Genomic DNA, 23,564 nt, shown 5'->3' on the forward strand with positions numbered 1-23,564 from the left:
ATGAATAAGACGCCATTCCAGATTACACGTCGTAAGTTGTTGTCGACGACAACTGCTGCGATGACGACAACGCTAGCGACACCAGGCATTCTTCGCGCTCAGACGGTCAATACATTAACCATGTCCGTTTGGGTTCCCCTGCAAGGTGACGTTGCCCAGAATCTGTTTTACCCTTGGGCCGAAGGCATTGAAGAAATCACCGATGGCCGGGTAAAGATCGACATCTTACCAAGCCCGATGGGCCCCCCACCTGCGCACCTCGAACTGCTGCGTTCGGGTCAACTTGACGTTGGGTTTAGTATCCACGGCTATTCGCAAGGCGAATTTGCACGCGCAAAGATCGGACAGTTTTCGTTCTTGGGCGACGCTTATGGTGCGTCTCAGGCGTTCTCAAAGGTTTATGGCCAACTGTTGCGTGGTTCGGAAGAACACACTGGCATTACACTGCTTGGATTGTTCCAACACGGCCCTGGCATGTTGATGTTGCGTGACAAAGTCGTAAGAACCGCCGAAGATTTCCAAGGGCTACGCGTGCGGACGTCAGGCGGCTATATCTCTGGGCTTATGTCTGATTTAGGCGCGACCAACGTACCAATGTCGCCGACCGATGCACGGCAGGCATTGATTGATGGAACAATCGACGGCGTATGCTTTCCCTTTGAAGGCGCGAAGGCATTCAACATTGTAGACCAGATCACATATGTTTCCGAAATCCCAAGCGGGTATTATAACGCGACCTGGTTCCAAGGCATGTCAAACGCTGCAGCGGCGCGACTACCTGCCGAGGATCTCGCGCTGATCCGCAGCTATTCGAATGAAATGATCCCTGTTCTTGCGGCCAAGGCGTTCGACTACGCTGACTACATTGGCAAAGAGCAGCTTATCGCAGCAGGTATCGAAATCGAAACAGCCCCGCAAAGCGTTATCAACGCTGTTAAGGGCGTCGCAGCCAACTACGAATCCGCATGGAGCGCAGAAATGGCCGCGGCTGGTTTTGAGGGTGAACGTGCACTGGCATTTACACGGCGCTTAACCTCAGGCGGTTAAGTTTGCGTATGGACACGCGCAAAACAGCAAAAGCAGCCCAATGGGCTGCTTTTTTGTTTCGACTACCACGTTGCAGGTATACCGCCCATCGCACTCACGCCGCAAGCGGACGACAACATCTTTGCTGCATCCAGATCGTTGTGCCCTTTGAACAGATATCCCCCAGCGTATATGAATTTATGCCATAGGGGGATGGCTTGGTGACAGCGCGCCGTCGCGCCGAACTTGCTGCCACTCGAATACATGATTTTTTTAGTCAGGTAAATAGGTCACCCCATTATTGCCCATCGGATTGCATAGGCAACAACACCAAGCACTGCGACGCTTGCAATCCAAATACCGATGAACCACGCGATTTTTGCGAGCGATCGCATCAATGATACCCTTCCTCTGGATCGATCTTGCCGCGAAACACCCAGTAAGCATAGGCGGTATACACCAAAATCAACGGCACTAAGACAACGGTTCCAACCAATGCAAATTTCAGACTTGCATCAGGTGCGGCGGCTTCGGCGATGGTCAGGCCCGGCGGTACGATGTTCGGATAAAAGCTGATCCCAATCCCGACGAAACATAGCACGAATAGGCTAAGCGCAGATAGGAACGGCTGCCCATCCTTTCCGGCACTCAGTCCACTGAACAATGAAAACGCCGCCGCCAGAACTGCACCCGGCATGAGCACGCTTAAAATACTACCCGGCAAGTTAAACCAACGTTGGAAATAGATCGGGTCTTGGAATGGGGTCATGATACTGACGACACCAATAAAGCCCAGTGTCCCCGCAGCCAACCACCACGCATAGCGCTGCATCTGGTTCTGCAATGGTCCCTCGGTTTTTAGGATCAACCAAGTTGCGCCCAACAGGGCGTAACCAACGACCACGGCAACCCCCGTCAGGATAGAGAACGCGGTCAACCAGTCCCACCAGCCGCCAGCATAAGCGCGGTCGGCCACCTTAATCCCTTGCACCAGTGCGCCCAGCGCGATGCCTTGCATAAAGGCTGCCATGATGGATCCGCCAAAGAATGCGGCATCCCAAACAGGTTTCCATCGTTCGGTCCGCCAGCGATACTCAAACGCGACACCGCGAAAGATCAGCGCCAACAGCATCAAGATTATGGGCATATAAAGCGCGGGCATGATCACGGCGTAGGCAAGCGGGAATACCGCAAACAGACCTCCGCCACCCATAACCAACCATGTTTCATTCCCGTCCCAAATTGGGGCAATGGAATTCATCATGGTTGCCTTGTCTCTTTCGCTTTTTGCGGTCGGAAACAATATCCCGATCCCAAGGTCAAACCCGTCAAGGATCACATATGTCAGTACCGCAAATGCGATGATACCTGCCCAGATGAAAGATAGTTCAAACATGATCAGTCTCCTTTTACGCCATGGGCGTCGTCTGGGTGTGTCTCTTGGATCGGGGTAATCCCTGCCGCACGAACGGGTGCATCACGCAGCCCCAAACGCACAGTGCCTGCAGGTTTGTTCATCATCCGAAGCAAGTAGAACGTTCCTGCCCCAAAGATGAAGAAATACACGATGATAAAAGCGATCAGCGATGCAGCAACAGCGGGTGCGGCCACCGGCGCAAGGCTATCGGATGTGCGTAGTAGCCCGTAAACTGTGAAAGGCTGCCGCCCGACTTCGGTTGTGATCCATCCTGCGAGCACCGCAACAAACCCCATCGGCCCCATCAAAATGGCAGTGCGATGTAGCCAGCGATCCGCATAGAGTTTGCCTTTGATTCGTCGCCACAAGCTCCAAGCGCCAAGACCTAACATCGCGAACCCCAGCCCAACCATGACGCGGAAGCTCCAGAATACAATCATGACAGGCGGCTCATCTTCGTCAGGAATAGTGTCTAATCCTGCCAAAGGTGCGTCCCAATGGTGCTTGAGGATCAGACTCGACAGCTTTGGAATTTCGATTGCGTAATCGATCCGCTTTTCTTCCGGGTTCGGGATGCCAAACAGGATCAACGGCGCGCCATCTGGATGACTATCATAGTGACCTTCCATCGCCATGACCTTGGCCGGTTGGTGTTCCAGCGTATTTAGACCATGCGCATCACCTGCGAAAATCTGCAGCGGAGCAACGACAACCAGCATCCACATCGCCATTGAAAACATCCGCCGCGCGGGCGCATCTTCACGGTTACGCAATAGATGCAAACCACCCACCCCTCCAACGACAAGCGCGGTGGTCAGATACGCTGCTAACACCATATGGACGAGCCGATATGGGAACGACGGGTTAAAGACGATCTGCCACCAATCTTCGGGTACAAACTGCCCCAACTCGTTCATGCTATAACCAGCAGGTGTCTGCATCCATGAGTTCACGGACAAAATCCATGTTGCCGACATCAGCGTACCAAAAGCCACCATTGCGGTGGCGAACATGTGCAATTTGTCACCAACACGTTCGCGGCCGAACAACATGATACCTAAAAAACCTGCTTCTAGGAAAAACGCAGACAAAACTTCGTATGCCATCAACGGGCCCAGCACCGGCCCTGTCTTATCCGAAAATACTGACCAGTTGGTGCCAAATTGGTAAGACATCACAATCCCTGATACGACGCCCATCCCAAAGGCGACGGCGAATATCTTTTTCCAATAGTTAAACAGGGTCAGGTAAGTCTCATCACGGGTTTTGAGCCATAGACCATTTAGCACTGCCAGATAGCTGGCCAGCCCAATGGAAAAGGCCGGAAAGATGATGTGAAACGACACCGTGAATGCAAATTGCATCCGGGCAAGGGTTTCGGCGGTCATAGTATCGAACATATTAATCTCCGCTTATCGCGTCATTCTACGCGACGGCTGAACAAGTCGATCGAACAGGTTGCTGTACACATTTCGACATTAGAATGTATATCATCACATAGAGCCTAAGCTTACGGCGGCAAAGCGCAACAGCGTGGATTTCATGAGGCATCGCGCCGCAGTGCGGCGATTGGTAACGGGACACACAAAATAATGACGATTGAAAACTGGACACAACGTTTTCCCGGCTTGGCAAAACTGTCTGCAGAAACTCAAAACCTGCTTTTGGCCAAAAGCAACGTTATTTCCGTCCCTGCGGGTACGACAATTTTTGGCCCCGGAAATTCACCAGAGAACATGCTGTTCTTGCTAGACGGCACTGTTCGGGTGCAGCAAGTATCAGAAACCGGTCATGAAATTGTTCTTTATCGCATCCACGCAGGCCAAAGCTGCGTGCTAACGACGGCCTGTTTATTGGCCTTCGAAGACTACTCAGCCGAAGGTATTTGCGAAACCGACATCCAAGCAGCCGCAATACCGCGGACCGTCTTTGACGACCTTGTCGCCCAGTCCAAACAGTTCCGCGACTTTGTTTTTGCTGCTTTTTCCAAACGAATTACCGATCTATTTTTAATGATCGACGAGGTCGCGTTTCAAAAGATGGATGTGCGGCTAGCAGATAAGCTGATCGCGCTTTCTGATGGCCAAGATACCATCACGACAACCCATCAAAAACTATCTATCGAATTGGGCACCGCCCGCGAGGTCATCTCGCGCCAGCTTCAAGAATTTCAGCGTAGGGGCTGGGTCGAACAAAGTCGCGGGTGCGTGCATTTGATCCAACGCAATGCGCTGGAAAACTTAGCAGGCCATAATCACTAACGGGAACCTTATATCGTTTGGTGACAATGTCACCGAAACTAGCGGGCTCCCGATGTAGAAGGATCATGAACCTAACACGGAGCCCAGAAAATGACCGTAAATGTTGGAACACGCGACCGCCTTGTTCGCCTTGTGATTGGCGCTGTCTTGCTTGCTGCGCCTTTCGTGACGAATTTCGCTCTTTTTAACAGTACCACTGCGACCGCGATTTCAGTGGTTGCTGGTATCGTCTTACTAGCCACGTCGGCCATCCGATTTTGCCCAGTTTATCGCATTTTCGGCCTGCGTACCTGTCAGGCCTAACCTCCCTGAATCAAAGGAGACCACACATGACTTATCCAGTTGATATGAACGTCACCCCTGACGTATCCGCCCATTTTGATGAGGCAACAAACACGATTAGCTATATCGTCAAAGACCCAACCAGTGACCATTGCGCGATCATCGATAGCGTGATGGACATCGACTATGCCGCGGGCCGGATCACCTATGACCACGCAGATAGGCTCATCAAAGAAGTGCAGGACCGAGGCCTGACGGTGGACTGGATCATCGAAACCCACGTGCACGCCGACCACCTGTCAGCTGCGCCCTATATCCAGCAAAAACTGGGTGGTAAGATCGGCGTCGGTTCAAAGATCATGATCGTGCAAGACACATTCGGCAAAGTCTTTAACGAAGGCACCGAATTCCAGCGTGACGGATCGCAGTTTGATGCGCTGTTCGAAGACGGCGACACCTACAAGATCGGCAATATGGAAGTCTTTGCTATCTATACCCCCGGACACACGCCTGCATGCATGGTTCATGTCGTCGGTGACGCAGCATTTGTTGGTGACACACTGTTCATGCCAGACGGCGGATCGGCCCGTGCCGACTTCCCCGGTGGTGACGCAGGTACGCTTTTTGACAGCATCCAAAAGGTGCTGACACTGCCTGACGACATGCGTTTGTTCATGTGCCACGACTATGGCCCCAATGGCCGCGACATTCAGTGGGAAACCACTGTTGGCGATGAAAAGGCGCACAACATCCACGTCGGCGCAGGCAAGAGCCGCGAAGATTTTATCAAGTTCCGCAACGAACGAGATGCCACATTGGACATGCCAAAGCTGATCATACCCTCGCTTCAGGTAAACATGCGCGCCGGAGAGGTCCCAAAAGACAAAGATGGCAACCCAGTGCTGAAAGTGCCTGTAAACGGTCTTTGATCTAGGAGAATAATATTGGAACTGAACACCCTTACCGCTGGGCTGTCTGCCAGTCCACAGATCATGCCTGCCGACATGCAGGTCATCAAAGACGCGGGCTTTAAAGCTATCATCTGCAACCGTCCCGACGGTGAGGGTGCGGATCAGCCAACGTTCAACGAAATCGCCAAAGCCGCCGAAAAACTCGGCCTAGAGGCCATTTACCAACCCATCGTCGCAGGCAAAGTCAGCGACGATGACGCGACAACATTCGGTGAGACGCTGAAAGCCCTCCCCGGTCCAGTGCTGGCCTACTGCCGTACAGGCACACGCTCGGCGACCCTATGGTCACTATCGCAAGCCGCCACGCTTAGCGTGGCCGATATTCTTGCAGCGACTAAAGCTGCTGGCTATGACATGGGCGGCGTTGTCCGCCGGATCGCGAATGGTGGCAAAACCCCAACCGATACTGGCGACGCGAGCTATGAGGTAGTGATTGTTGGCGCAGGCGCGGGCGGTATCGCAGTCGCAGCCAGCCTAAAGGCACGCAAACCAGATCTGGAAATCGCGATCATCGACCCCGCTGATGTCCATTACTATCAACCCGGCTGGACGATGGTCGGCGGCGGCATCTTTGAACCGCAAGAAACGGTGCGTACAATGGGGTCACTGATCCCGCGTGGCGTTCACTGGATCAAAGCGGCAGTCGCTGCATTCGAACCCGACAATAACGCGATCATTCTTGATGGATGTCGGGTCATAAAATATGGTCGTTTGGTCGTAACGCCGGGTCTTAAACTAGACTGGAACAAGATTGACGGCTTGGTCGAAACCTTGGGGCAGAATGGCGTGACCTCAAACTACCGGTATGACCTTGCCCCATATACGTGGGAATTAGTGTCTGGCATGAAGTCTGGCCGTGCGATCTTTACCCAACCACCGATGCCGATCAAATGCGCAGGCGCGCCGCAAAAGGCGATGTATTTGTCCGGGGACGCATGGTCCCGCCGGGGCGTCCTAAAGGACATCGACATCCACTTTAATAATGCTGGCGGTGTGCTGTTCGGGATCAAAGACTATGTTCCGGCACTGACGGAATACGTCGAAAAATACGACGCAACGCTGAACTTCTTTCACAACCTCGTTGCCGTCGACGGACCCGCAAAAAAAGCGTGGTTCAATGTCGCCAAACCCGACACCCCAATCGAGCGCGTCGAGATGGATTTTGACATGATGCATGTCGTTCCTCCACAGACAGCGCCGGATTTTATCCGGGTGTCGCCACTGTCTGATGCCGCGGGTTGGGTCGATGTTGATCAGGCAACACTGCGCCATAAAACCTATGACAACATCTGGTCGCTGGGCGATGTTATGAACGCGCCGAATGCGAAAACAGCTGCGGCTGCGCGAATGCAGGCACCGGTTGTCGCCGATAACATGGTCGCCGACATGCGTGGCGGTGCACCTGTTGCCCAATACAATGGATACGGGTCGTGTCCATTGACCGTTGAACGCGGTAAAATCGTGCTGGCCGAATTCGGCTATGGCGGCACGTTGCTGCCCAGCTTTCCAAAATTTTTGATCGACGGAACCAAACCGACGCGCGCAGCGTGGTTCCTTAAGGAAAAGCTACTCCCGCCGATATATTGGAAGGGGATGCTAAAGGGCCGTGAATGGCTCGCAAAACCCGAAAAAATCACTACCAAACAATAATAACGCCACCCAAGGCAACCCGCATGAAACCGAGCCCTCGCATGAACGTCACCTTCACACGCTACCTACCCATCCTGTCATGGGGCAAGGCTTATAACCGCGCGACGCTCTCTAACGATCTGATCGCGGCTGTGATTGTGACGATCATGCTGATCCCGCAATCACTTGCCTACGCCTTGCTGGCGGGCTTGCCTCCAGAGGCGGGGCTGTACGCGTCAATCGCACCCATTATCCTGTACAGCATTTTCGGAACAAGCCGCGCGTTGGCCGTAGGGCCTGTTGCGGTTGTTTCTCTTATGACTGCTGCCGCGCTGAGTAACATCGTAGAACAAGGGACCATGGGCTATGCCGTCGCCGCCCTATCACTTGCGGCACTTTCGGGGATGATCTTGCTTGCTATGGGGTTGTTTCGGTTAGGGTTCATCGCAAACTTCCTATCCCATCCGGTCATCGCTGGGTTCATCACAGCATCTGGAATCATCATTGCAGCGAGCCAGCTCAAGCACATTCTTGGCATTGAGGCCCACGGGCATAACTTGCTCGACCTGCTATCGTCACTTTTCGAACATTTACCTGAAACGAACGTCATTACCGCGACTATCGGCATCATCGCAACAGCTTTCCTATTTTGGGTCCGCAAAGGGCTAAAGCCGTTGCTGCAAAAAATCGGGCTGAATGCAGGGTTAACCAGTGTACTTGTTAAGGCTGGCCCAGTTGCTGTGGTCGTTGCGACGACTCTCGCGGTGTGGCTGTTCGGATTGGCTGACCAAGACGTCAAAATCGTGGGTGACGTTCCGCAAAGCCTCCCGCCGCTGACGCTACCATCTTTCTCGGTTACGTTGCTAGGGCAGCTACTACTGCCCGCCTTCCTGATTTCGATAATCGGCTTTGTAGAGTCTATTTCTGTCGCGCAAACGCTTGCTGCAAAGAAACGCCAACGGATCGACCCCGACCAAGAATTAATCGGATTAGGCGCTGCGAATATCGGCGCGGCATTCACCGGTGGCTTTCCCGTCACGGGTGGGTTTTCACGGTCTGTCGTGAACTTTGATGCGGGCGCGGAAACCCCCGCTGCCGGTGCATTTACCGCGATCGGACTTGCCATCGCCGCATTGGCACTAACCCCGCTGATCTTTTTCTTACCCAAAGCTACGCTTGCCGCGACAATCATCGTGGCAGTGCTTAGTCTCGTTGATTTCAGCATACTCAAGCGCGCTTGGAACTATTCAAAGGCCGACTTTGCGGCTGTTTTGGCCACGATCCTTCTTACCCTTATCATGGGAGTAGAAGTCGGCGTCTCTGCTGGTGTTGGGCTTTCGATAGTCTTGCACCTGTATAAAACATCGCGCCCACATATCGCCGAGGTCGGCCTAATCGCTGGCACCGAACATTTTCGAAATATCAATCGACATGATGTCCAGACCCACCCAGAGATCGTGACATTGCGCGTCGACGAAAGCCTATACTTTGCCAATGCTCGCTATCTCGAGGATCAAGTACAAGATCGCGTCGCGGAAGACGAACAAGTACGGCACGTGATATTGCAGTGCTCTGCGGTCAATGAAATCGACCTTAGCGCGCTCGAATCGCTTGAGATGATCAACCAAAGACTACTGGAAATGGGCGTATACCTACACTTATCAGAGGTAAAAGGCCCAATAATGGACCGTTTGCACGAACAACATTTTTTGCAGGAATTAGGCGGGAGCGTCTACTTATCGCAGTATGAAGCGGTCGCGAACATTACCAAAGATTTAAAATAATTCAGCAAAAACAATCACAAGTCGTTCAACAGATCAGCACACCCAAAGTAACGTAACGTAATCCACAAGCATTATCACCCCAGTATTGCGTTGCCATAAACAGTTCTTCGACAACTCAAATAGTTGCAAAGATTAACAGTCATACGGCATAACCTTCCGTAAAGTCATTTATCCAACACTATTTACCGCCCTTGATCGCTAAAATTCGACCCATACTCCATATTGCGGCCTCATTTTTACCGCGTTAGATGAATAACAATAGGGCGTGAAATGTCAGAAAGTAAGCAGTTATGAAACAAGCCAATAAACTAACCGCCCCCCACGAAGCCGCCGCTTCCTCTTTTTACGGCCAAAACGAGGCCGACTTTTCAGAGCAAGTTGAACAACTTGCTATCAACGATCCCCGCTTAATCGCGGTATTTCACCAGACACGTACGCACTATCTCCAGTCTCGTCAGAACTGATCGCCCTCTGACCCGACACATCAGCACCGCGATGCGTTTGCCGTTTATATCGGTCACAAGTGCCTCAATACGTCCCTATTTCCTGAAAACCACTTGACCTTTGTGACCCTGAGGGGTTGAACGGCCATCAGATTTTTATGGGAAAATGGGCGGTTTCGAATGGACGACCAGAACAAAAACCTCATCTTGGCAACAGTGCTAAGCTTTGCGGTGATCATGGCATGGACAGTATTGTTCCCGCCAGAGGACCAACCAATCGATATAGCCGCCGAGGCAACGGTTAGCGCCGATGTGTCAGCGCTGCCCGGCACGACCACAACGACATCGACGGCCACCGCTCCGGCAGAAGCCGAAGTGGCCGCCGCTCCGGCCCCACGCATTCAAATCCGCACAGCAGACCTAGAAGGTTCATTGTCACTACGCGGTGGCAGGATCGACGACCTTTCCCTGACCCAATACCATGAAACAATCGACCCGGACTCTGAAATCGTCCAATTGCTGCGCCCCGAAGGCGAAGCAGGGGCATATTACACGGCATTTGGCTGGGCCGCGTCGGAAGGCATCGACGCCGCCAATGTCCCAACACCTGATACCGTTTGGACATTGGAAAGTGGCGATGTCTTAACAGATCAGACCCCCGTAACCCTTTCTTGGGACAATGGCGCAGGCCAAGTTTTCCGCACCGAAATTTCTGTGGACGACGAATTTATGTTTAGCTTTGCGCAAAGCATCGAAAACAACGCAGATACTGCGATCTCTGCGCGTCCATATGGTCTGATCCGTCGTCACGGCATTCCCGCTGACCTGAAAAAATTCTTCATCTTGCATGAAGGTCTGGTACGGATGACTGACGGCGCGCTGGAAGAAACCGACTATAAGGATATCCAAGATTACGATATCGACCCAAAAGAAGGTGTGCCTGCAGAGCGCCTAGAGGCAAGCGAATCCGGCTGGGTTGGATTTACTGACCACTATTGGATGACAACGCTGATCCCGACGCAGGATGCACCATTCCGCTCAACGTCAAAATACTACGAAAGCCGCGATCTATTCCAAGCCGAGGCTGTGATGCCCGTCGCATCTATCGCCGCTGGTCAAACCTATACAAACACGACCCGTTTCTTTGCTGGTGCAAAAGAATGGGAAACCATCAAGCACTATGAAGACGAAGAAGGTGTTGGCGGTTTCTTGGACAGTATCGACTGGGGTATGTTCTTTTTCCTGACCAAGCCGATCTTTTGGCTGCTGCACACGCTGCATGGTTTGATTGGCAACATGGGTTGGGCGATCATCGCGCTCACTGTTATTCTCAAAGCGATCGTGCTGCCTTTGGCCTACAAATCCTATGTCTCTATGGCGCGAATGAAAGAGCTGCAGCCAGAGATGGAGAAACTGAAAGAGCAATCAGGCGACGACCGTCAAGCTCTCCAGCAAGGCATGATGAAGCTTTACAAAGAGAACAAGGTCAGCCCTGCATCCGGTTGTCTGCCAATGCTGTTGCAGATCCCGATCTTCTTTTCGCTGTACAAGGTGATCTTTGTCACCATCGAACTGCGCCACACAGCTTGGATCGGTTGGATCAATGACCTTAGCGCACCAGACCCATCATCAATCTTCAACCTGTTTGGGTTGCTGCCATTCGCTGTGCCTGATCTTGGACCGCTTCAATTGTTGTCTTTGGGTATCTTGCCAATCTTCCTTGGTGTTTCCATGTGGCTGCAACAGCGCCTGAACCCAGCGCCGACTGATCCAACCCAGCAAATGATCTTTGCGTGGATGCCGTGGGTATTCATGTTCATGCTGGGCAACTTTGCCAGCGGCTTGGTTCTATACTGGATCGCGAACAACGTGATCACCTTTACTCAGCAGTATCTGATCATGCGCAGCCACGGGGCAAAGCCGGATGTGTTTGGAAACATCAAATCCAGTATGCGCCGCAAAAAGAAGACTGCCGCCGAAGACGACAAATAAGATGATGCCCCTTGCAGGGGCGGCTATCCAATGACCTAGACCGCGGGGTGCTGCAAAGCGTCTCGCGGTTTAGTAATGAAATGACGGCCTAATAGTTCGGGCCACAAATTTTGCCACCTATGCCATCGTCATGAACGGCGATAAGGTGCGATGAACGACAAGGTCGAGGTACTTTAAAATGGAAATGCGCTTTCCCGAGGTTGAAACACCTGAACCAAGCGAACTGGAAACTGGCCGCCTATTGTTTGCGGGCGAAACTGAATTCGTCAAAGGTGTTGTCGCCATGGACGGGTTGCCGCCAGCTGACCGTTTAGAAATCTGTTTTGCTGGTCGATCCAACGTTGGTAAATCGTCTCTGATCAATGCGCTGACAGGCCGCAAGGGCCTCGCCCGTGCATCAAACACACCAGGCCGCACGCAAGAAATCAACTACTTCACCGCCGGCGACATCTATGTTGTCGACCTTCCGGGCTATGGCTTTGCTAATGCGCCCGTCGCCGTTGTGGAGAAATGGCAGCGTTTGCTGAAAAACTACCTGTCCGGGCGTCAAACACTTCGCCGGGTCTTTGTTCTGATCGACGCGCGCCATGGCGCCAAAGCCGTAGACGAAGAAATCATGTCACTGCTCGACCGTTCTGCGGTGACATTTCAGGTCGTGATGACCAAAGTCGATAAGCTCAAGGGTGATGCGCTTGCTGCGTCGCTTGAAAAAACACGTGCTGCGCTGGCAAAGCACCCCGCGGCATTCCCCGAATTAATCCTGACCTCATCCGAAAAAGGCGAAGGCATTCCAACGCTTCGCGCCATCATTGCAGGCCTATCATGAAATCAAGGACCGAAGACATGAACCGTGATTGGATCGCAACCGCCCGTACATTGTCCGAGGCCCTGCCATACCTACAGCGCTATTCCGGTGCAATTGTGGTCGTTAAGTTTGGCGGCAACGCAATGGGTGACGCAGATGCGATGGCGCAATTTGCACGTGATATCGTCCTGATGAAGCAAGTCGGGATGAACCCAGTTGTCGTTCACGGTGGCGGGCCGATGATCAACGAAATGCTGGGTAAACTGGGTATTGAATCTAAATTTGTCCGCGGCAAACGCGTAACCGATCAAGCAACTGTCGAAGTCGTTGAAATGGTCCTAACGGGTCTTGTGAACAAACGCATCGTGCAGGCCATCATGGACGAAGGCGGCCGGGCTGTCGGCCTGTCTGGCAAGGATGACGACCTGCTGGTTGCAGAAGCAGACGATCCAGAATTGGGCTTTGTTGGCCGCCCTGTCGAAATGAACGTCCAAGTCCTACGTGACCTGTTCAACGCGGGTATCATCCCTGTCGTCGCACCTGTCGCCACCGGGATGAGCGCGAATGAAACCTTTAACGTCAACGGTGACACCGCTGCAGGGGCCATTGCAGGCGCGCTGAAGGCTGACCGCCTGCTGTTGCTAACGGATGTGCCCGGCGTAAAAGACAGCTCAGGAGAAGTCGTTACACAGCTCTCTCCTGCGCAGGTCCGCGAAATGGTCGCTGACGGCACTATCGCTGGCGGCATGATCCCGAAAACAGAAACTGCGCTTGATGCGCTCAACAAAGGCGTGCGCGCCGTGGTGATCCTTGACGGGCGCTTACCAAACGCCAGCCTACTGGAACTGTTCACCGAACATGGTGCCGGTTCAATTATCAGGGAACCCCGGTAAACCTTACTTTTAGCGGGCAAGCGTCCCGTGCTAATCTTTGCATGTAATTCTCATAAAGGAATTAATAATGCGCATTTTAGCACTCTCGCTCGCCCTTGCCTTTCCGGCATCAACGGCGTTCGCAATTGATGACTGCCTTGTCGGAACATGGGTCGCTGACCTAGATGATCTTGCCCACATCATGGCAGTCCAAATGAATGCAACCGGGCAACCGGTCGGTGGCGAAGTTACCATGCAAATCGCAGCTGACGGTACATTCACAACCCTGATTGATAACCTCATCATCCGTGTCGAAGCCGCAGGCATTCCGCCAATGGATGTGTCAGTCGTCGGCTACAACAGCGGTGTCATGACGACAGATGATGGGGCGTGGGTCGTTACCGTGCCCGAATACGACCTTGTTGGATCAGCGGATGTCATGGGACAACGCATGGACATCCCATTTAGTTCTGAAACTGGACTATTCGGTGGTGGTTTAGGCATCTATGGCTGCCGCGCAGACAGTGTCGCGTTTGAATCCACAGGTGACACGCCACGCATACCACGCAGTTGGACCCGTGTTGATTAAACGCGCTCGCCTGATCGAAAGCTTAGCCCAACAGCATCTACAGTTGATGGGCAGATTCGCTATTTCCACCAAAGACGCGCTCCCGCTATCACGCGGAACCGTTCTACTGATTGGACCCGACGAGCCATCCTTCTGGGCACATTTCACAGCGTCCGTGGAATACTTGGATGGCCGGCCTGATCCGATGGATCGCTGGTCGAAACGGGTTCTTGATCCGCTTGCCACCATGGTTGAGGGCCACGCCCTATATCCGTTTGGCGGTCCACCATATCATCCCTTCTATACGTGGGCGATACGATCAGGTCAGGCATGGGCATCACCTATTGGTTTCTTAGTACATGATCAGGTTGGGTTGTTCGTGTCGTATCGCGGCGCGCTGGTCGTGCCTTGGGAAAACCCCACCCCAGAAACGCAGTCGCCCTGCAAGGCCTGCGCGGAAAAACCCTGTTCAACAGCTTGCCCTGTTGGCGCGCTCACAACCTCTGGCTATGATGTTCCAAGTTGTAAGAATTTTTTGACCACGCCCGCTGGTCAAGCATCATGCATGACACAAGGCTGCGCCGCACGTCGCGCCTGCCCCATTGGCCAAAATCGCCGCATAGCCGACCAATCCGCATTTCACATGGACGCTTTTTTATGACACTTCGTTTAATTTTGATCCGCCATGCCAAATCCAGCTGGGACGACCCGTTTTCTGATGACCACGCAAGGGTGCTGAACGCACGTGGCATCGCATCGGCCAAGGCAATTGGCGGCTGGATGCGCGATAACGGCTATGAACCCCAAGATATCCTCTGTTCAGACGCGACCCGCACCCATGAAACAGCCGACCTGATCATGGCAGAGCTATCAACCACGCCAAAGCTACGATTGATGAAGTCGCTATACCACGCTGCCCCCGACACGCTGATGGATACGATCCACCGCGAAAGCGCCAAAACAGTCGCTCTTATCGGGCATAACCCCGGGATCGGAATGTTTGCCAACGGGATGGTCGCCAACGCACCCGATCACGCACGTTTCAGCGGCTACCCCACTTGCGCCACAACAGTGATCGATTTTGACGCCAATAGCTGGTCAGCGGTGCAAAGGCATACGGGGGAATACATAGATTTCATCGTGCCACGTGATTTGATTGGAACGACGGGTGGCGTAGACCGCTAGTCATCAGATGCAAACATAGCATTCATGCGAGCAAGGTCATACTCTAGCAACCATTTGTTAAATTTTATGAAAAGCTCAGATAACTGCGATTTGTTAAGAGAAACGACATCCAGCCCGCGATCATCATATGCATGCAAGATTAGACCATTTCTCGCATCTACAAGATACGCCTTGGTCGAATGAAAAGCGGGCTCGATCATCATTTCGGAAGCGATGCATAACCACATGATATCGGAAATAGATCGTTTATCGTTTATCGTTTACATTAACAATATCCCAATGACGAAACTTATCACATCCAAACTCAGCCATATGCTCTTCATCTTGCTGCGCAGTCTTACTTACGTACTGCACTTCGGAACGCTCAACTCCACAGAGTTCGATATGGTTTAGACGTTTCTTACTAGGCTGCTCTAAGCCATAGCTAGCAAGCAGAAGATAAATCTCTGATGAGTGTTCAAAATGCGTATGTGCAATCGTACATGCACGCTCATATGCTTGACAGAACCGGCGCATCGGACGGCGGATGTTACTCTCTTTGCCTCCCAAATCGAAACGCAGCGCATTGTCGAACGCGTGGAATAAGCCATGAGGCAGTTCCTGAACTCCGAACTGATCTTGAATGTCCGCTAATACTGTCTTCATGAAATGTGCACGTGGAATCTAGAGAAGTAAAAAAATCTGCGGTATTCCCACAAAGTAAAAAGCCCCGGGTTATCCCCGGGGCTTTGTTTTTTAGTGGCCGATGATCTGGCTTAGGAACAACTGGGTCCGTTCAGACTGCGGGTTGTTGAAGAACTCGGTCGGTTCGTTCTGTTCCACGATCTGACCTTGGTCCATAAAGATGACCCGGTTGGCAACCGCTTGTGCAAAGCCCATTTCGTGGGTCACGCAAAGCATCGTCATGCCTTCTTCGGCCAGTTCGATCATTGTATCCAACACCTCTTTGATCATCTCAGGGTCAAGTGCAGAGGTCGGTTCGTCGAACAGCATGATACGTGGCTTCATGCAAAGCGAACGGGCAATCGCCACACGCTGCTGCTGACCACCGGACAACATGCCGGGGTACTTGTGCGCCTGATCAGGGATCTTCACCTTTTCAAGGAAATGCATCGCGATTTCTTCGGCTTCTTTCTTGGGCGTGTTACGGACCCAGATTGGCGCCAAAGTGCAGTTCTCAAGGATCGTCAGGTGCGGGAACAGGTTAAAGTGCTGAAAGCACATGCCAACCTCTGACCGGATCTTATCGATGTTTTTCAAATCCGAAGACAGCTCTGTCCCGTCAACGATGATGTCACCAGCTTGGTGTTCTTCAAGCCGGTTAATGCAGCGGATTAGGGTCGATTTACCAGAACCCGACGGGCCACAGATAACGATACGCTCACCGCGTTGCACGGTCAGGTTAATGTCGCGCAGAACGTGGAACGTACCGTACCACTTGTTCATGTTGCGGATTTCAATCGCGACCTCGTCAGAGACCTGCATCTGGCTACGATCGACTGCGCGTTCTTGTGTGAGTTCAACCATTGTCAGGTCTCCTTAGCGGTGTTCACGCTGGAGTTTTTTCTCCAGGTAAAGTGAGTAACGGCCCATGCTGAAGCAAGAGATGAAGAACATGATGCCGATAAAGAGGAAGAGTTCCCAGTAGATGCCGTTCCATTCAGTCGTCGCACGGATCGCGCTGGCAATGCCAAGCGGGTCGAACAAGCCAATGAAAACAACCAGCGTGGTGTCTTTGAACAGACCGATAAAGGTGTTCACAATACCCGGGATTGAGATTTTAAGGGCCTGCGGCAAGATAATCAGCTGCATTGACTGCCAATAGTTCAAACCAAGGCTATCACCGCCTTCGTATTGTCCCTTTGGCAGGGCGGCAAGACCACCACGAACGACCTCTGCAATGTACGCAGATGCAAACAAGGTCACCATGATGATCACGCGCAGTGTCAGATCAAAGTTGCTGCCGGGCGGTAGGAAGTAGTTCAGTAGCAATTGCGCTGTGAACAGCCACACAATCAACGGCACGCCGCGGATCACTTCGATAAACACGACGGCACATGTCTTGATGATGAACAGATCTGACTGACGGCCCAAAGCCAACAAGATGCCCAGCGGCAGTGATATTACAATCGCAGATAGCCCGATCACGATTGAAAGCATAAAGCCCCCAAATGACCGAGACGGGACAAACTCGATACCCAGCGGAACGATGCTTGCCAATCCAGAGGCAAGAGGTCCCGAGAGATACAGCCAGTAGATCAACGGCAGCACAATCGCGCCAATGATCGCCACAAGTGAGCTCGCAGACGCGCTCAATAGTTTAAATGCAACGACACCTACACCGAACCCAAGCGCGATGCTGATGGGTAGCCAAATGGAACCGCCCCAGAGCAACCAAAAGCAAAGGAATGGCGCAATCATCGAAACGATGAAAAGCTTGCGTGGCAGTGAAGGGAACAACACTGGCGCGATGCCAACGAAAAACACAAGCAAAGCCAAGACCGGGCGCCAGTACAGCTCGGATGGGTAGTACCCGAACACAAGCTGGTGCCAACGCGCTGTGATAACGCCAAAGCAAGCTGCAGAATGATGACCATCTCCTGATGCCGCAATGATTTCACGACATTCGGTAAGCGAATCCGCATCCCAAATGCCGTTGATCAACCAAGGCCCGACATGGCTGATAACCGTATAGACGATGTACAACGACAGGATGGTCAAAATGGCATTCATAGGCGACGAGAACAGGTTCTCGCGCACCCAACGAACTGGACCGATTTCGGACGTTGGTGGTGCCTTTTGCGGCAGCATCGTGTCACGGACGTAAGTAATAGGAGTATCCGACATCTTAGCGCTCCGCGAGTTGAGTTGAACGGTTGTAGTAGTTCATACCGCCAGAAATCACCAAAGACAGGGCAAGATAGAACGCACCCATCAACAGCATGCCTTCTAGCTCGCGACCGGTTTGGTTGATGGTGATGCCGCCAAGCGTAGCGCGAACGTCCATATAACCAACCGCAATTGCCAGAGAAGAGTTTTTCGTCAGGTTCAAGAATTGCGAAATGAGCGGCGGGATGATGACGCGCATCGCCTGCGGCAAAATCACAAGGTTCATCGTGCGGCTTGGTTGAATACCCAGCGCGGCTGCGGCTTCCGACTGCCCCTTAGAGACCGCCAAGATACCAGCGCGAACGATTTCCGCGATAAATGCACCTGTGTATAGTGACAGCGCAAACCAAAGCGCGATCAAAGAGTTCCGAAGGTGGATGCCCTCAGTAAAGTTAAATCCTTTTAGGTAAGGCGATACGATCGTCGCCCCCAAAAGAAACAGAACGATGCCCACGGGAATAACCAACAGTCCAAGTCGTTGATACCACGTCGTTGGGCGCTCGCCGGTTGCTTGTTGAATACGGTCTGCACGTTGACGAACCAGCCGCATCGCAAAAAGGCTAAGACCCAGTGTTCCAAGAACCAGCAACCAATCCAGCCCACCGGATGCCACAGCAGCGGCACCTTCCACTGGTGCAACGGCTTCTTCGCCGCTTACCGAATTCGTAAAGCCAATACGCGGAATCCAAATGCCGCGGTTCGTTACCGCCACGTTATCGCTGAAATACATGCTTTGCGTTGCGTTTTCACCTCGGAATTCCCGCGGCTGCGGCATGCTTTCTGACATCACAGCGCCAATCAGCAGGATCCAAATCAAAAGCGGTACGTTACGAAAGCCTTCGACGTAAACGGCCATCAGCTTACTTACGACCCAGTTTTTAGACAACCGTAAGACGCCCACGAACACACCGATGATCAAAGCTGCAATACAGCCAAGAAATGCCACCAACAGCGTATTCAGAATACCAACCAATGCGGCACGTCCGTGCGACATCTGGTTATTATACGCTATTAGCTTTTGGTTAATGTCATAGCCCGCAGCGTTATTCAGGAACCCAAAATTAAAGTCCTTACCCAACGCATTGAGGTTGTTCACTGTGTTGTTTCCCAACCACCAGAACGCAGCGACGATCAGCGCCAATGCAATTACCTGGATGGTGATGGATCGATAGCGTGTATCGTAAATAAGTTGGCTTAGCCGAAAACCCGGCTTAGGCGGGTCGGTCAACGTCGACATATATTTATCTCCCGGTGCGTCCTGATATAGGCCGCGTGCGCGTCAGTTAATCTGACTGTCATCACGCGCAGGATACGCATTTTTATTATTTAGCGTGGTCGCCATTGGGTAAAGGGCCCGGTTAAAAACCGAGCCCTTCGCCGTTTTCAGTTCTTAACGGAAAGGCGGAGAGTAGATCAAGCCGCCATCTGTCCATTGTGCGTTCAGGCCACGGGCCAGACCGATCGAAGTGTTTTCGCCGATGTTGTTGTCGAACAATTCGCCGTAGTTACCACCAGCAGCGATTGCGTTCTTCGCCCAGTCAGCATCCAGACCCAGTTGCGCGCCCAGTTCACCTTCGGTGCCCAACAGACGGTTAACTTCAGGGTTGTTACCCGGAGTCGCAGCAAGCTCTTCGATGTTTTCTGAGGTCACGCCCAGCTCTTCGGCTGTGATCAGTGCGTTCAGTGTCCAACGTGCGATATCACCCCATTCGTTGTCGCCGTGGCGAACAAGCGGGCCGAGTGGCTCTTTAGAGATGATTTCAGGCAGCAAAACGTGATCAGCTGGGTTTTCGAAAGTCGCACGTGTCGCAGCCAGACCAGATGCGTCTGTTGTGTACACGTCACAAGCACCAGCAAGGTACTGCTGTTGACCTTCAGCGTTTGTTTCGATTGGAACCGGCTCGTAGCTGATGTCGTTGACGCGGAAGAAGTCAGCAAGGTTCAGCTCTGTGGTTGTACCAGTTTGGATACATACAGTTGCGCCGTCCAGTTCTTTAGCAGATGTCACGCCAAGCGCTTTTGGTACAAGGAAACCTTGACCATCATAGTAGTTCACGCCAACAAATTCGAACTTCAGATCGACGTCACGGCTCATTGTCCATGTTGTGTTACGTGCGAGAAGGTCGATTTCGCCGGAAGCAAGCGCTGTGAAACGTGTCTGGCCAGTTGTTGGAACGAATTCCACTGCAGTAGGATCACCAAAGATTGCAGCAGCGACTGCGCGGCATACGCCAACGTCGAAACCTTCCCAAACGCCTTCGGCGTCAGGTGCAGCAAAACCAACAAGACCAGTTGTAACGCCGCAGTTCAGCGAGCCACGTGCTTTGACATCGTCCAGTGTCGCCGCAGAAGCCATACCGGCAGTCAAGCCAGCAACAGTCAGCGCGCCGAAGAATACGGTTTTTTTCATTTTTACCTCTTCCTGAGTTTCCACCCCTAACAAGAGGGGCAGTATTTTATCCCGTCCTATTGGACAGTGTGGTGAATGAGAAAAGAAGTCCCCCCTCTCAATGCCGCTAGAGTGTGCGGAATCACACAATGAGGTCAAGGGTCACAAATAGAAAACCCTAGGCAAACGCTGCCAAAACAGGCATTTTTCCTGCCAATTAGACCGAAACAGGACAATTACCTAGCGACGGGAAAGCTCATAAAACCGCGCGGCGTCCATAAATGCGGCGCGCTTGGTCAATTCTAGGGCAGATGCTTCATCATCTTCACCCCATTGCTCAATTTGCCAATGTTCGTCGATGCGCGAAACCATCCATGCGTGATCGACGGTAATCGCTTTGCGGGTGACGGCCAACGCCAAAACCAACGATCCTGATATGCTAATCAGGTCATGTGCTGCGGCTAATGAAAATTCGTCGAAACTCTCGACCTCAGCCCGTAATCGCGCCAAAGCATCGGGATTTTGCGCCACGTGCATAACGCCTTCGCCAACAGCAAGGCGCACATCCAGCGATTCGGCTGCCCACTCCAGGATCGGGTCCCAGTGTGCTGCCTGCCGCGCAATCAATGCATCAGGCCCTGCGGCACGGTAGCAAAGCAAATCACTATCACCGTATTCTGACAATAGCGCCGCAACTTCCGCATGTTGCGTGCGAACCTTATCAATTGCAGCATTTGCACCACGTGTTAGCGGCATTGTCACGGGATCGACGGTTTCGATTTGTGCATCCCACTCGGCCGCAATAGCTTCGGCCAGTGCGATGGTCGGCACCGTCAGTGATGACTTTGCCGGAGTCCTCACGCCACGGTCGTCCAACAATACCGTGAACCCCCCGTCGCATTCAGTCGCGGTTGCTGTGGTCCAGAAACGTTTTGGTTTCCAATCGCTCATTTTACTGTCCTGCTAGTTCGTCAACGGCGCCGGGCAACGCGCCAAATTCGTGGATAAGGATATCAGGCATCAGTAAATCAGCCGCGTGATAGCCCCATCCAACGCCAATTTTTGCCACGCCAGCGGCGCGCGCCATATCCATGTCATACGTGGTGTCGCCCACCATTACGGCACGGCTCTGGGCAACACCTAATTCATTCATCGCCGTTAAGATCATCGAAGGGTTTGGCTTCGACGGATGGTGATCAGCAACTTGTTCGCTGTGAAAGAAACCTTCCAGTGCATGCCGCTCTAGCAGCTTATCTAAGCCACGCCGCGACTTGCCAGTCGCCACAGCCAACAGCGTGTTGTCCTGCGCTGCGAAAGTATCAAGCACCGCGCGAGCCCCCGGATACAACGGCCCGTGGTCCGCGTTCTTTGCCCGCTGCGTACTGAACGCATCCTTGTAGCCTTCTACCAGCCGGGCTTGCCCCGCCTGATCGACATTAGGGCATAATCGGGCAAACGCCACCTCGAGTGAAAGCCCAACAATAGACAGCACATCAGACCGATCCGGCATCGCACGACCTTCAGCCCCAAATGCATGTGTCATCGCGGCCAAAATCTCGGCCTGACTGTCGACAAGCGTGCCGTCGACATCAAATATTACAAGGCGTAGATCACTCATCCGGCATATTGAACGGATCGACGGGGGCGTGCCCCACGACCCAACCCACGAAATCCCATGTGTTTTGCATATGCTCTGGCAGTGGCGCTGTGATATGCAGCGTCGCACCAGTCTCAGGGTGTTCGATCGTTAGTGAACGCGCGTGCAAGTGCATCTTGCGACCAATTTCGCTGCCCATGCCAGCACCCCAGCCATCACCAAGGTTTTCCTGACCAGAGCCACCGTATTTCCCATCGCCAATGATCGGGTGCCCGATCTCGGCCATATGCGCACGAAGCTGGTGAGTACGACCTGTGATTGGCACCAAAGCACACCACGATGCACGTGACGCCAGCGTATCCATCACAGCGTAATCCGATGTCGCGCGTTTCGCGCCTTCGGTGCTGTCCACTTCACGCGGGTGCACGCAACGCATCTTTTCATTTTCAGCACCACGACCGTGACCACCAGATTTGACCAAACCGTATTTGATCGTGCCAGCACGCGGATGCGGAACACCTGCAACAGCGGCCCAGTAAATTTTGCGGGTTTCGCGATGCTTCAGGTTCTCGGTCAGTTTTTTCGCCATCATGCGTGTACGCGCCAGCAACAAGACACCAGACGTGTCCTTGTCCAAACGGTGCACAAGGCGCGGCTTTTCATCATAGCCAAAGGTCAACGCCTCGGCCATGCCGTCAACGTGGCGGCTCGTGTTCGTTCCGCCTTGCGTTGCCAAACCGTGTGGTTTGTTGATCGCAATGATGTGGTCATCTTTGTAGATCACGCATGATTGGATCAGCTTGGCGTCGGCCTTGGTCACGCCTTGCTTAGCCAACGACCGAAGCGCTTCTGCTTCTTCCTCTGTTGGCAATGGCGGAATGCGGACCTTTTGACCAACTTCAAGCCGGGTATTTGATTTTACGCGCCCACCATCCACGCGCAATTCCCCCTTGCGACACATCTTTTCGATGCGCCCTTGCGTGACATGGGGGAATAGGCGCCGCAGATAGCGGTCTAACCGTTGATCCCCGTCGTCAGGGCCGATAATTTTTGTCTGTACGCCGCTCATGCTATGGCCCACCGTGTTAGGGCCATACCGGCCATGATTGCAATTAGTCCGACCAGCACCGTGCCGATCACATAGGCTGCTGCGTGAACGACTTGTCCTCGTTCAACCAACGTCACTGCGTCCAAAGAAAACGCCGAAAACGTTGTAAAGCCGCCCAACATCCCCGTCATAAGAAGTGGTGCAAAACGCATGCCGCCCTTATGCGCCAAAACGACAACCATGACGCCCATAAAAAACGACCCAAGCACGTTCACAGTAACGGTCCCCCATGGAAAACCGATCCCAGCCAACCGAGTTGCCGCGATGTTTACGCCGTACCGGCCAACAGCGCCAATCGCGCCGCCCAGAGCCACTGAAATTACTGGTGTCATCATGTGTGTGCCTT

Annotated in this window: 26 protein-coding genes; 13 read left to right on the forward strand and 13 right to left on the reverse strand. The window is 52.9% G+C overall.

Annotated elements, in window-relative coordinates; all coding sequences use genetic code 11:
• Nucleotides 1–1,047, forward strand: a complete 1,047-nt coding sequence (dctP, locus tag CYQ09_RS13545; RefSeq protein WP_106745954.1) for a TRAP transporter substrate-binding protein DctP — start codon at nt 1–3, stop codon at nt 1,045–1,047.
• 269 nt (nt 1,048–1,316) lie between these two features.
• Here the strand turns inward: dctP and CYQ09_RS13555 are convergent, their stop codons facing one another.
• From CYQ09_RS13555 to CYQ09_RS13565, 3 genes are read right to left on the reverse strand one after another with little or no spacing between them, the layout of a single operon-like run.
• Nucleotides 1,317–1,421, reverse strand: coding sequence for a DUF2474 family protein (locus CYQ09_RS13555; protein WP_106745956.1), 105 nt, complete (start codon nt 1,419–1,421; stop codon nt 1,317–1,319).
• Nucleotides 1,421–2,422: a cytochrome d ubiquinol oxidase subunit II gene (gene cydB / locus CYQ09_RS13560; protein ID WP_106745957.1), complete on the reverse strand. Its 1,002-nt coding sequence runs from the start codon at nt 2,420–2,422 to the stop codon at nt 1,421–1,423. The genes CYQ09_RS13555 and cydB overlap by 1 nt, the downstream gene beginning before the upstream one ends.
• A gap of 2 nt (nt 2,423–2,424) precedes the next feature.
• Nucleotides 2,425–3,843: a cytochrome ubiquinol oxidase subunit I gene (locus CYQ09_RS13565; RefSeq protein WP_106745958.1), complete on the reverse strand. Its 1,419-nt coding sequence runs from the start codon at nt 3,841–3,843 to the stop codon at nt 2,425–2,427.
• 192 nt (nt 3,844–4,035) lie between these two features.
• On the opposite strand from CYQ09_RS13565, the gene CYQ09_RS13570 reads away from it, so the two are divergent.
• The 12 genes from CYQ09_RS13570 (at nt 4,036) to CYQ09_RS13620 (ending at nt 15,235) form a co-directional block, all read left to right on the forward strand.
• Nucleotides 4,036–4,704 (forward strand): Crp/Fnr family transcriptional regulator, encoded by a 669-nt coding sequence (locus tag CYQ09_RS13570; RefSeq protein WP_106745959.1) that lies wholly within the window; start codon nt 4,036–4,038, stop codon nt 4,702–4,704.
• A 90-nt stretch (nt 4,705–4,794) separates the two neighbouring features.
• Nucleotides 4,795–5,007, forward strand: coding sequence for a YgaP family membrane protein (locus CYQ09_RS13575; protein ID WP_106745960.1), 213 nt, complete (start codon nt 4,795–4,797; stop codon nt 5,005–5,007).
• A 26-nt stretch (nt 5,008–5,033) separates the two neighbouring features.
• Complete coding sequence (locus CYQ09_RS13580) at nt 5,034–5,915, forward strand: MBL fold metallo-hydrolase (protein WP_106745961.1); 882 nt, start codon at nt 5,034–5,036, stop codon at nt 5,913–5,915.
• 15 nt (nt 5,916–5,930) lie between these two features.
• Nucleotides 5,931–7,607 carry a bifunctional protein tyrosine phosphatase family protein/NAD(P)/FAD-dependent oxidoreductase gene (locus tag CYQ09_RS13585; protein ID WP_106745962.1) on the forward strand — a complete coding sequence of 559 codons (1,677 nt, stop codon included), beginning with the start codon at nt 5,931–5,933 and terminating at the stop codon, nt 7,605–7,607.
• A 41-nt stretch (nt 7,608–7,648) separates the two neighbouring features.
• Entirely contained in the window at nt 7,649–9,370 is a 1,722-nt protein-coding gene (locus tag CYQ09_RS13590; RefSeq protein ID WP_106745963.1) for a SulP family inorganic anion transporter, read from the forward strand.
• Between the two features lie 290 nt (nt 9,371–9,660).
• The gene (locus tag CYQ09_RS18355; RefSeq protein ID WP_162617678.1) at nt 9,661–9,834 is read left to right on the forward strand and encodes a hypothetical protein; all 174 of its coding nucleotides are present in this window, start codon (nt 9,661–9,663) and stop codon (nt 9,832–9,834) included.
• Between the two features lie 159 nt (nt 9,835–9,993).
• Nucleotides 9,994–11,805 (forward strand): membrane protein insertase YidC, encoded by a 1,812-nt coding sequence (gene yidC, locus CYQ09_RS13595; protein ID WP_106745964.1) that lies wholly within the window; start codon nt 9,994–9,996, stop codon nt 11,803–11,805.
• A 178-nt stretch (nt 11,806–11,983) separates the two neighbouring features.
• On the forward strand, nt 11,984–12,631 hold the full coding sequence (yihA, locus tag CYQ09_RS13600) for a ribosome biogenesis GTP-binding protein YihA/YsxC (RefSeq protein ID WP_106358415.1): 648 nt from the start codon (nt 11,984–11,986) through the stop codon (nt 12,629–12,631).
• A gap of 17 nt (nt 12,632–12,648) precedes the next feature.
• On the forward strand, nt 12,649–13,503 hold the full coding sequence (gene argB, locus CYQ09_RS13605; protein ID WP_204353961.1) for an acetylglutamate kinase: 855 nt from the start codon (nt 12,649–12,651) through the stop codon (nt 13,501–13,503).
• Nucleotides 13,504–13,570: 67 nt separating this feature from the next.
• On the forward strand, nt 13,571–14,071 hold the full coding sequence (locus tag CYQ09_RS13610; protein ID WP_106745966.1) for a hypothetical protein: 501 nt from the start codon (nt 13,571–13,573) through the stop codon (nt 14,069–14,071).
• A complete protein-coding gene (locus tag CYQ09_RS13615; protein WP_106746175.1) occupies nt 14,067–14,711 on the forward strand; it encodes a ferredoxin in 645 nt (214 codons plus the stop codon). The genes CYQ09_RS13610 and CYQ09_RS13615 overlap by 5 nt, the downstream gene beginning before the upstream one ends.
• Complete coding sequence (locus CYQ09_RS13620; protein WP_106745967.1) at nt 14,708–15,235, forward strand: SixA phosphatase family protein; 528 nt, start codon at nt 14,708–14,710, stop codon at nt 15,233–15,235. Before CYQ09_RS13615 ends, CYQ09_RS13620 begins: the two co-directional genes overlap by 4 nt.
• On the opposite strand, the gene CYQ09_RS18665 is transcribed toward CYQ09_RS13620, so the two are convergent.
• From CYQ09_RS18665 to crcB, 10 genes are all read right to left on the reverse strand, one after another.
• Nucleotides 15,232–15,492, reverse strand: a complete 261-nt coding sequence (locus tag CYQ09_RS18665) for a DUF3885 domain-containing protein (RefSeq protein ID WP_430383351.1) — start codon at nt 15,490–15,492, stop codon at nt 15,232–15,234. The genes CYQ09_RS13620 and CYQ09_RS18665 overlap by 4 nt on opposite strands.
• Nucleotides 15,482–15,880, reverse strand: a complete 399-nt coding sequence (locus CYQ09_RS13630; RefSeq protein WP_106745969.1) for a DUF3885 domain-containing protein — start codon at nt 15,878–15,880, stop codon at nt 15,482–15,484. The genes CYQ09_RS18665 and CYQ09_RS13630 overlap by 11 nt, the downstream gene beginning before the upstream one ends.
• A 90-nt stretch (nt 15,881–15,970) precedes the next feature.
• On the reverse strand, nt 15,971–16,762 hold the full coding sequence (locus CYQ09_RS13635; protein ID WP_106358411.1) for an amino acid ABC transporter ATP-binding protein: 792 nt from the start codon (nt 16,760–16,762) through the stop codon (nt 15,971–15,973).
• Between the two features lie 12 nt (nt 16,763–16,774).
• Nucleotides 16,775–18,082 carry an amino acid ABC transporter permease gene (locus CYQ09_RS13640; RefSeq protein WP_106745970.1) on the reverse strand — a complete coding sequence of 436 codons (1,308 nt, stop codon included), beginning with the start codon at nt 18,080–18,082 and terminating at the stop codon, nt 16,775–16,777.
• Nucleotide 18,083: 1 nt separating this feature from the next.
• Nucleotides 18,084–19,361 (reverse strand): amino acid ABC transporter permease, encoded by a 1,278-nt coding sequence (locus tag CYQ09_RS13645; protein WP_106745971.1) that lies wholly within the window; start codon nt 19,359–19,361, stop codon nt 18,084–18,086.
• Nucleotides 19,362–19,514: 153 nt separating this feature from the next.
• Nucleotides 19,515–20,534: an amino acid ABC transporter substrate-binding protein gene (locus CYQ09_RS13650; RefSeq protein WP_106358408.1), complete on the reverse strand. Its 1,020-nt coding sequence runs from the start codon at nt 20,532–20,534 to the stop codon at nt 19,515–19,517.
• A gap of 219 nt (nt 20,535–20,753) precedes the next feature.
• Complete coding sequence (locus tag CYQ09_RS13655) at nt 20,754–21,464, reverse strand: ATP12 family chaperone protein (RefSeq protein ID WP_106745972.1); 711 nt, start codon at nt 21,462–21,464, stop codon at nt 20,754–20,756.
• A gap of 1 nt (nt 21,465) precedes the next feature.
• Nucleotides 21,466–22,131, reverse strand: a complete 666-nt coding sequence (locus CYQ09_RS13660) for an HAD-IA family hydrolase (RefSeq protein WP_106745973.1) — start codon at nt 22,129–22,131, stop codon at nt 21,466–21,468.
• On the reverse strand, nt 22,124–23,179 hold the full coding sequence (locus CYQ09_RS13665; RefSeq protein ID WP_106745974.1) for an RluA family pseudouridine synthase: 1,056 nt from the start codon (nt 23,177–23,179) through the stop codon (nt 22,124–22,126). Before CYQ09_RS13665 ends, CYQ09_RS13660 begins: the two co-directional genes overlap by 8 nt.
• A complete protein-coding gene (gene crcB, locus CYQ09_RS13670; protein ID WP_106745975.1) occupies nt 23,176–23,553 on the reverse strand; it encodes a fluoride efflux transporter CrcB in 378 nt (125 codons plus the stop codon). Before crcB ends, CYQ09_RS13665 begins: the two co-directional genes overlap by 4 nt.
• Between the last annotated feature and the right edge of the window lie 11 nt (nt 23,554–23,564).

The organism is Yoonia maritima (assembly GCF_002933395.1).
In the GTDB taxonomy this organism is placed as follows: Bacteria; Pseudomonadota; Alphaproteobacteria; order Rhodobacterales; family Rhodobacteraceae; genus Yoonia; species Yoonia maritima_A.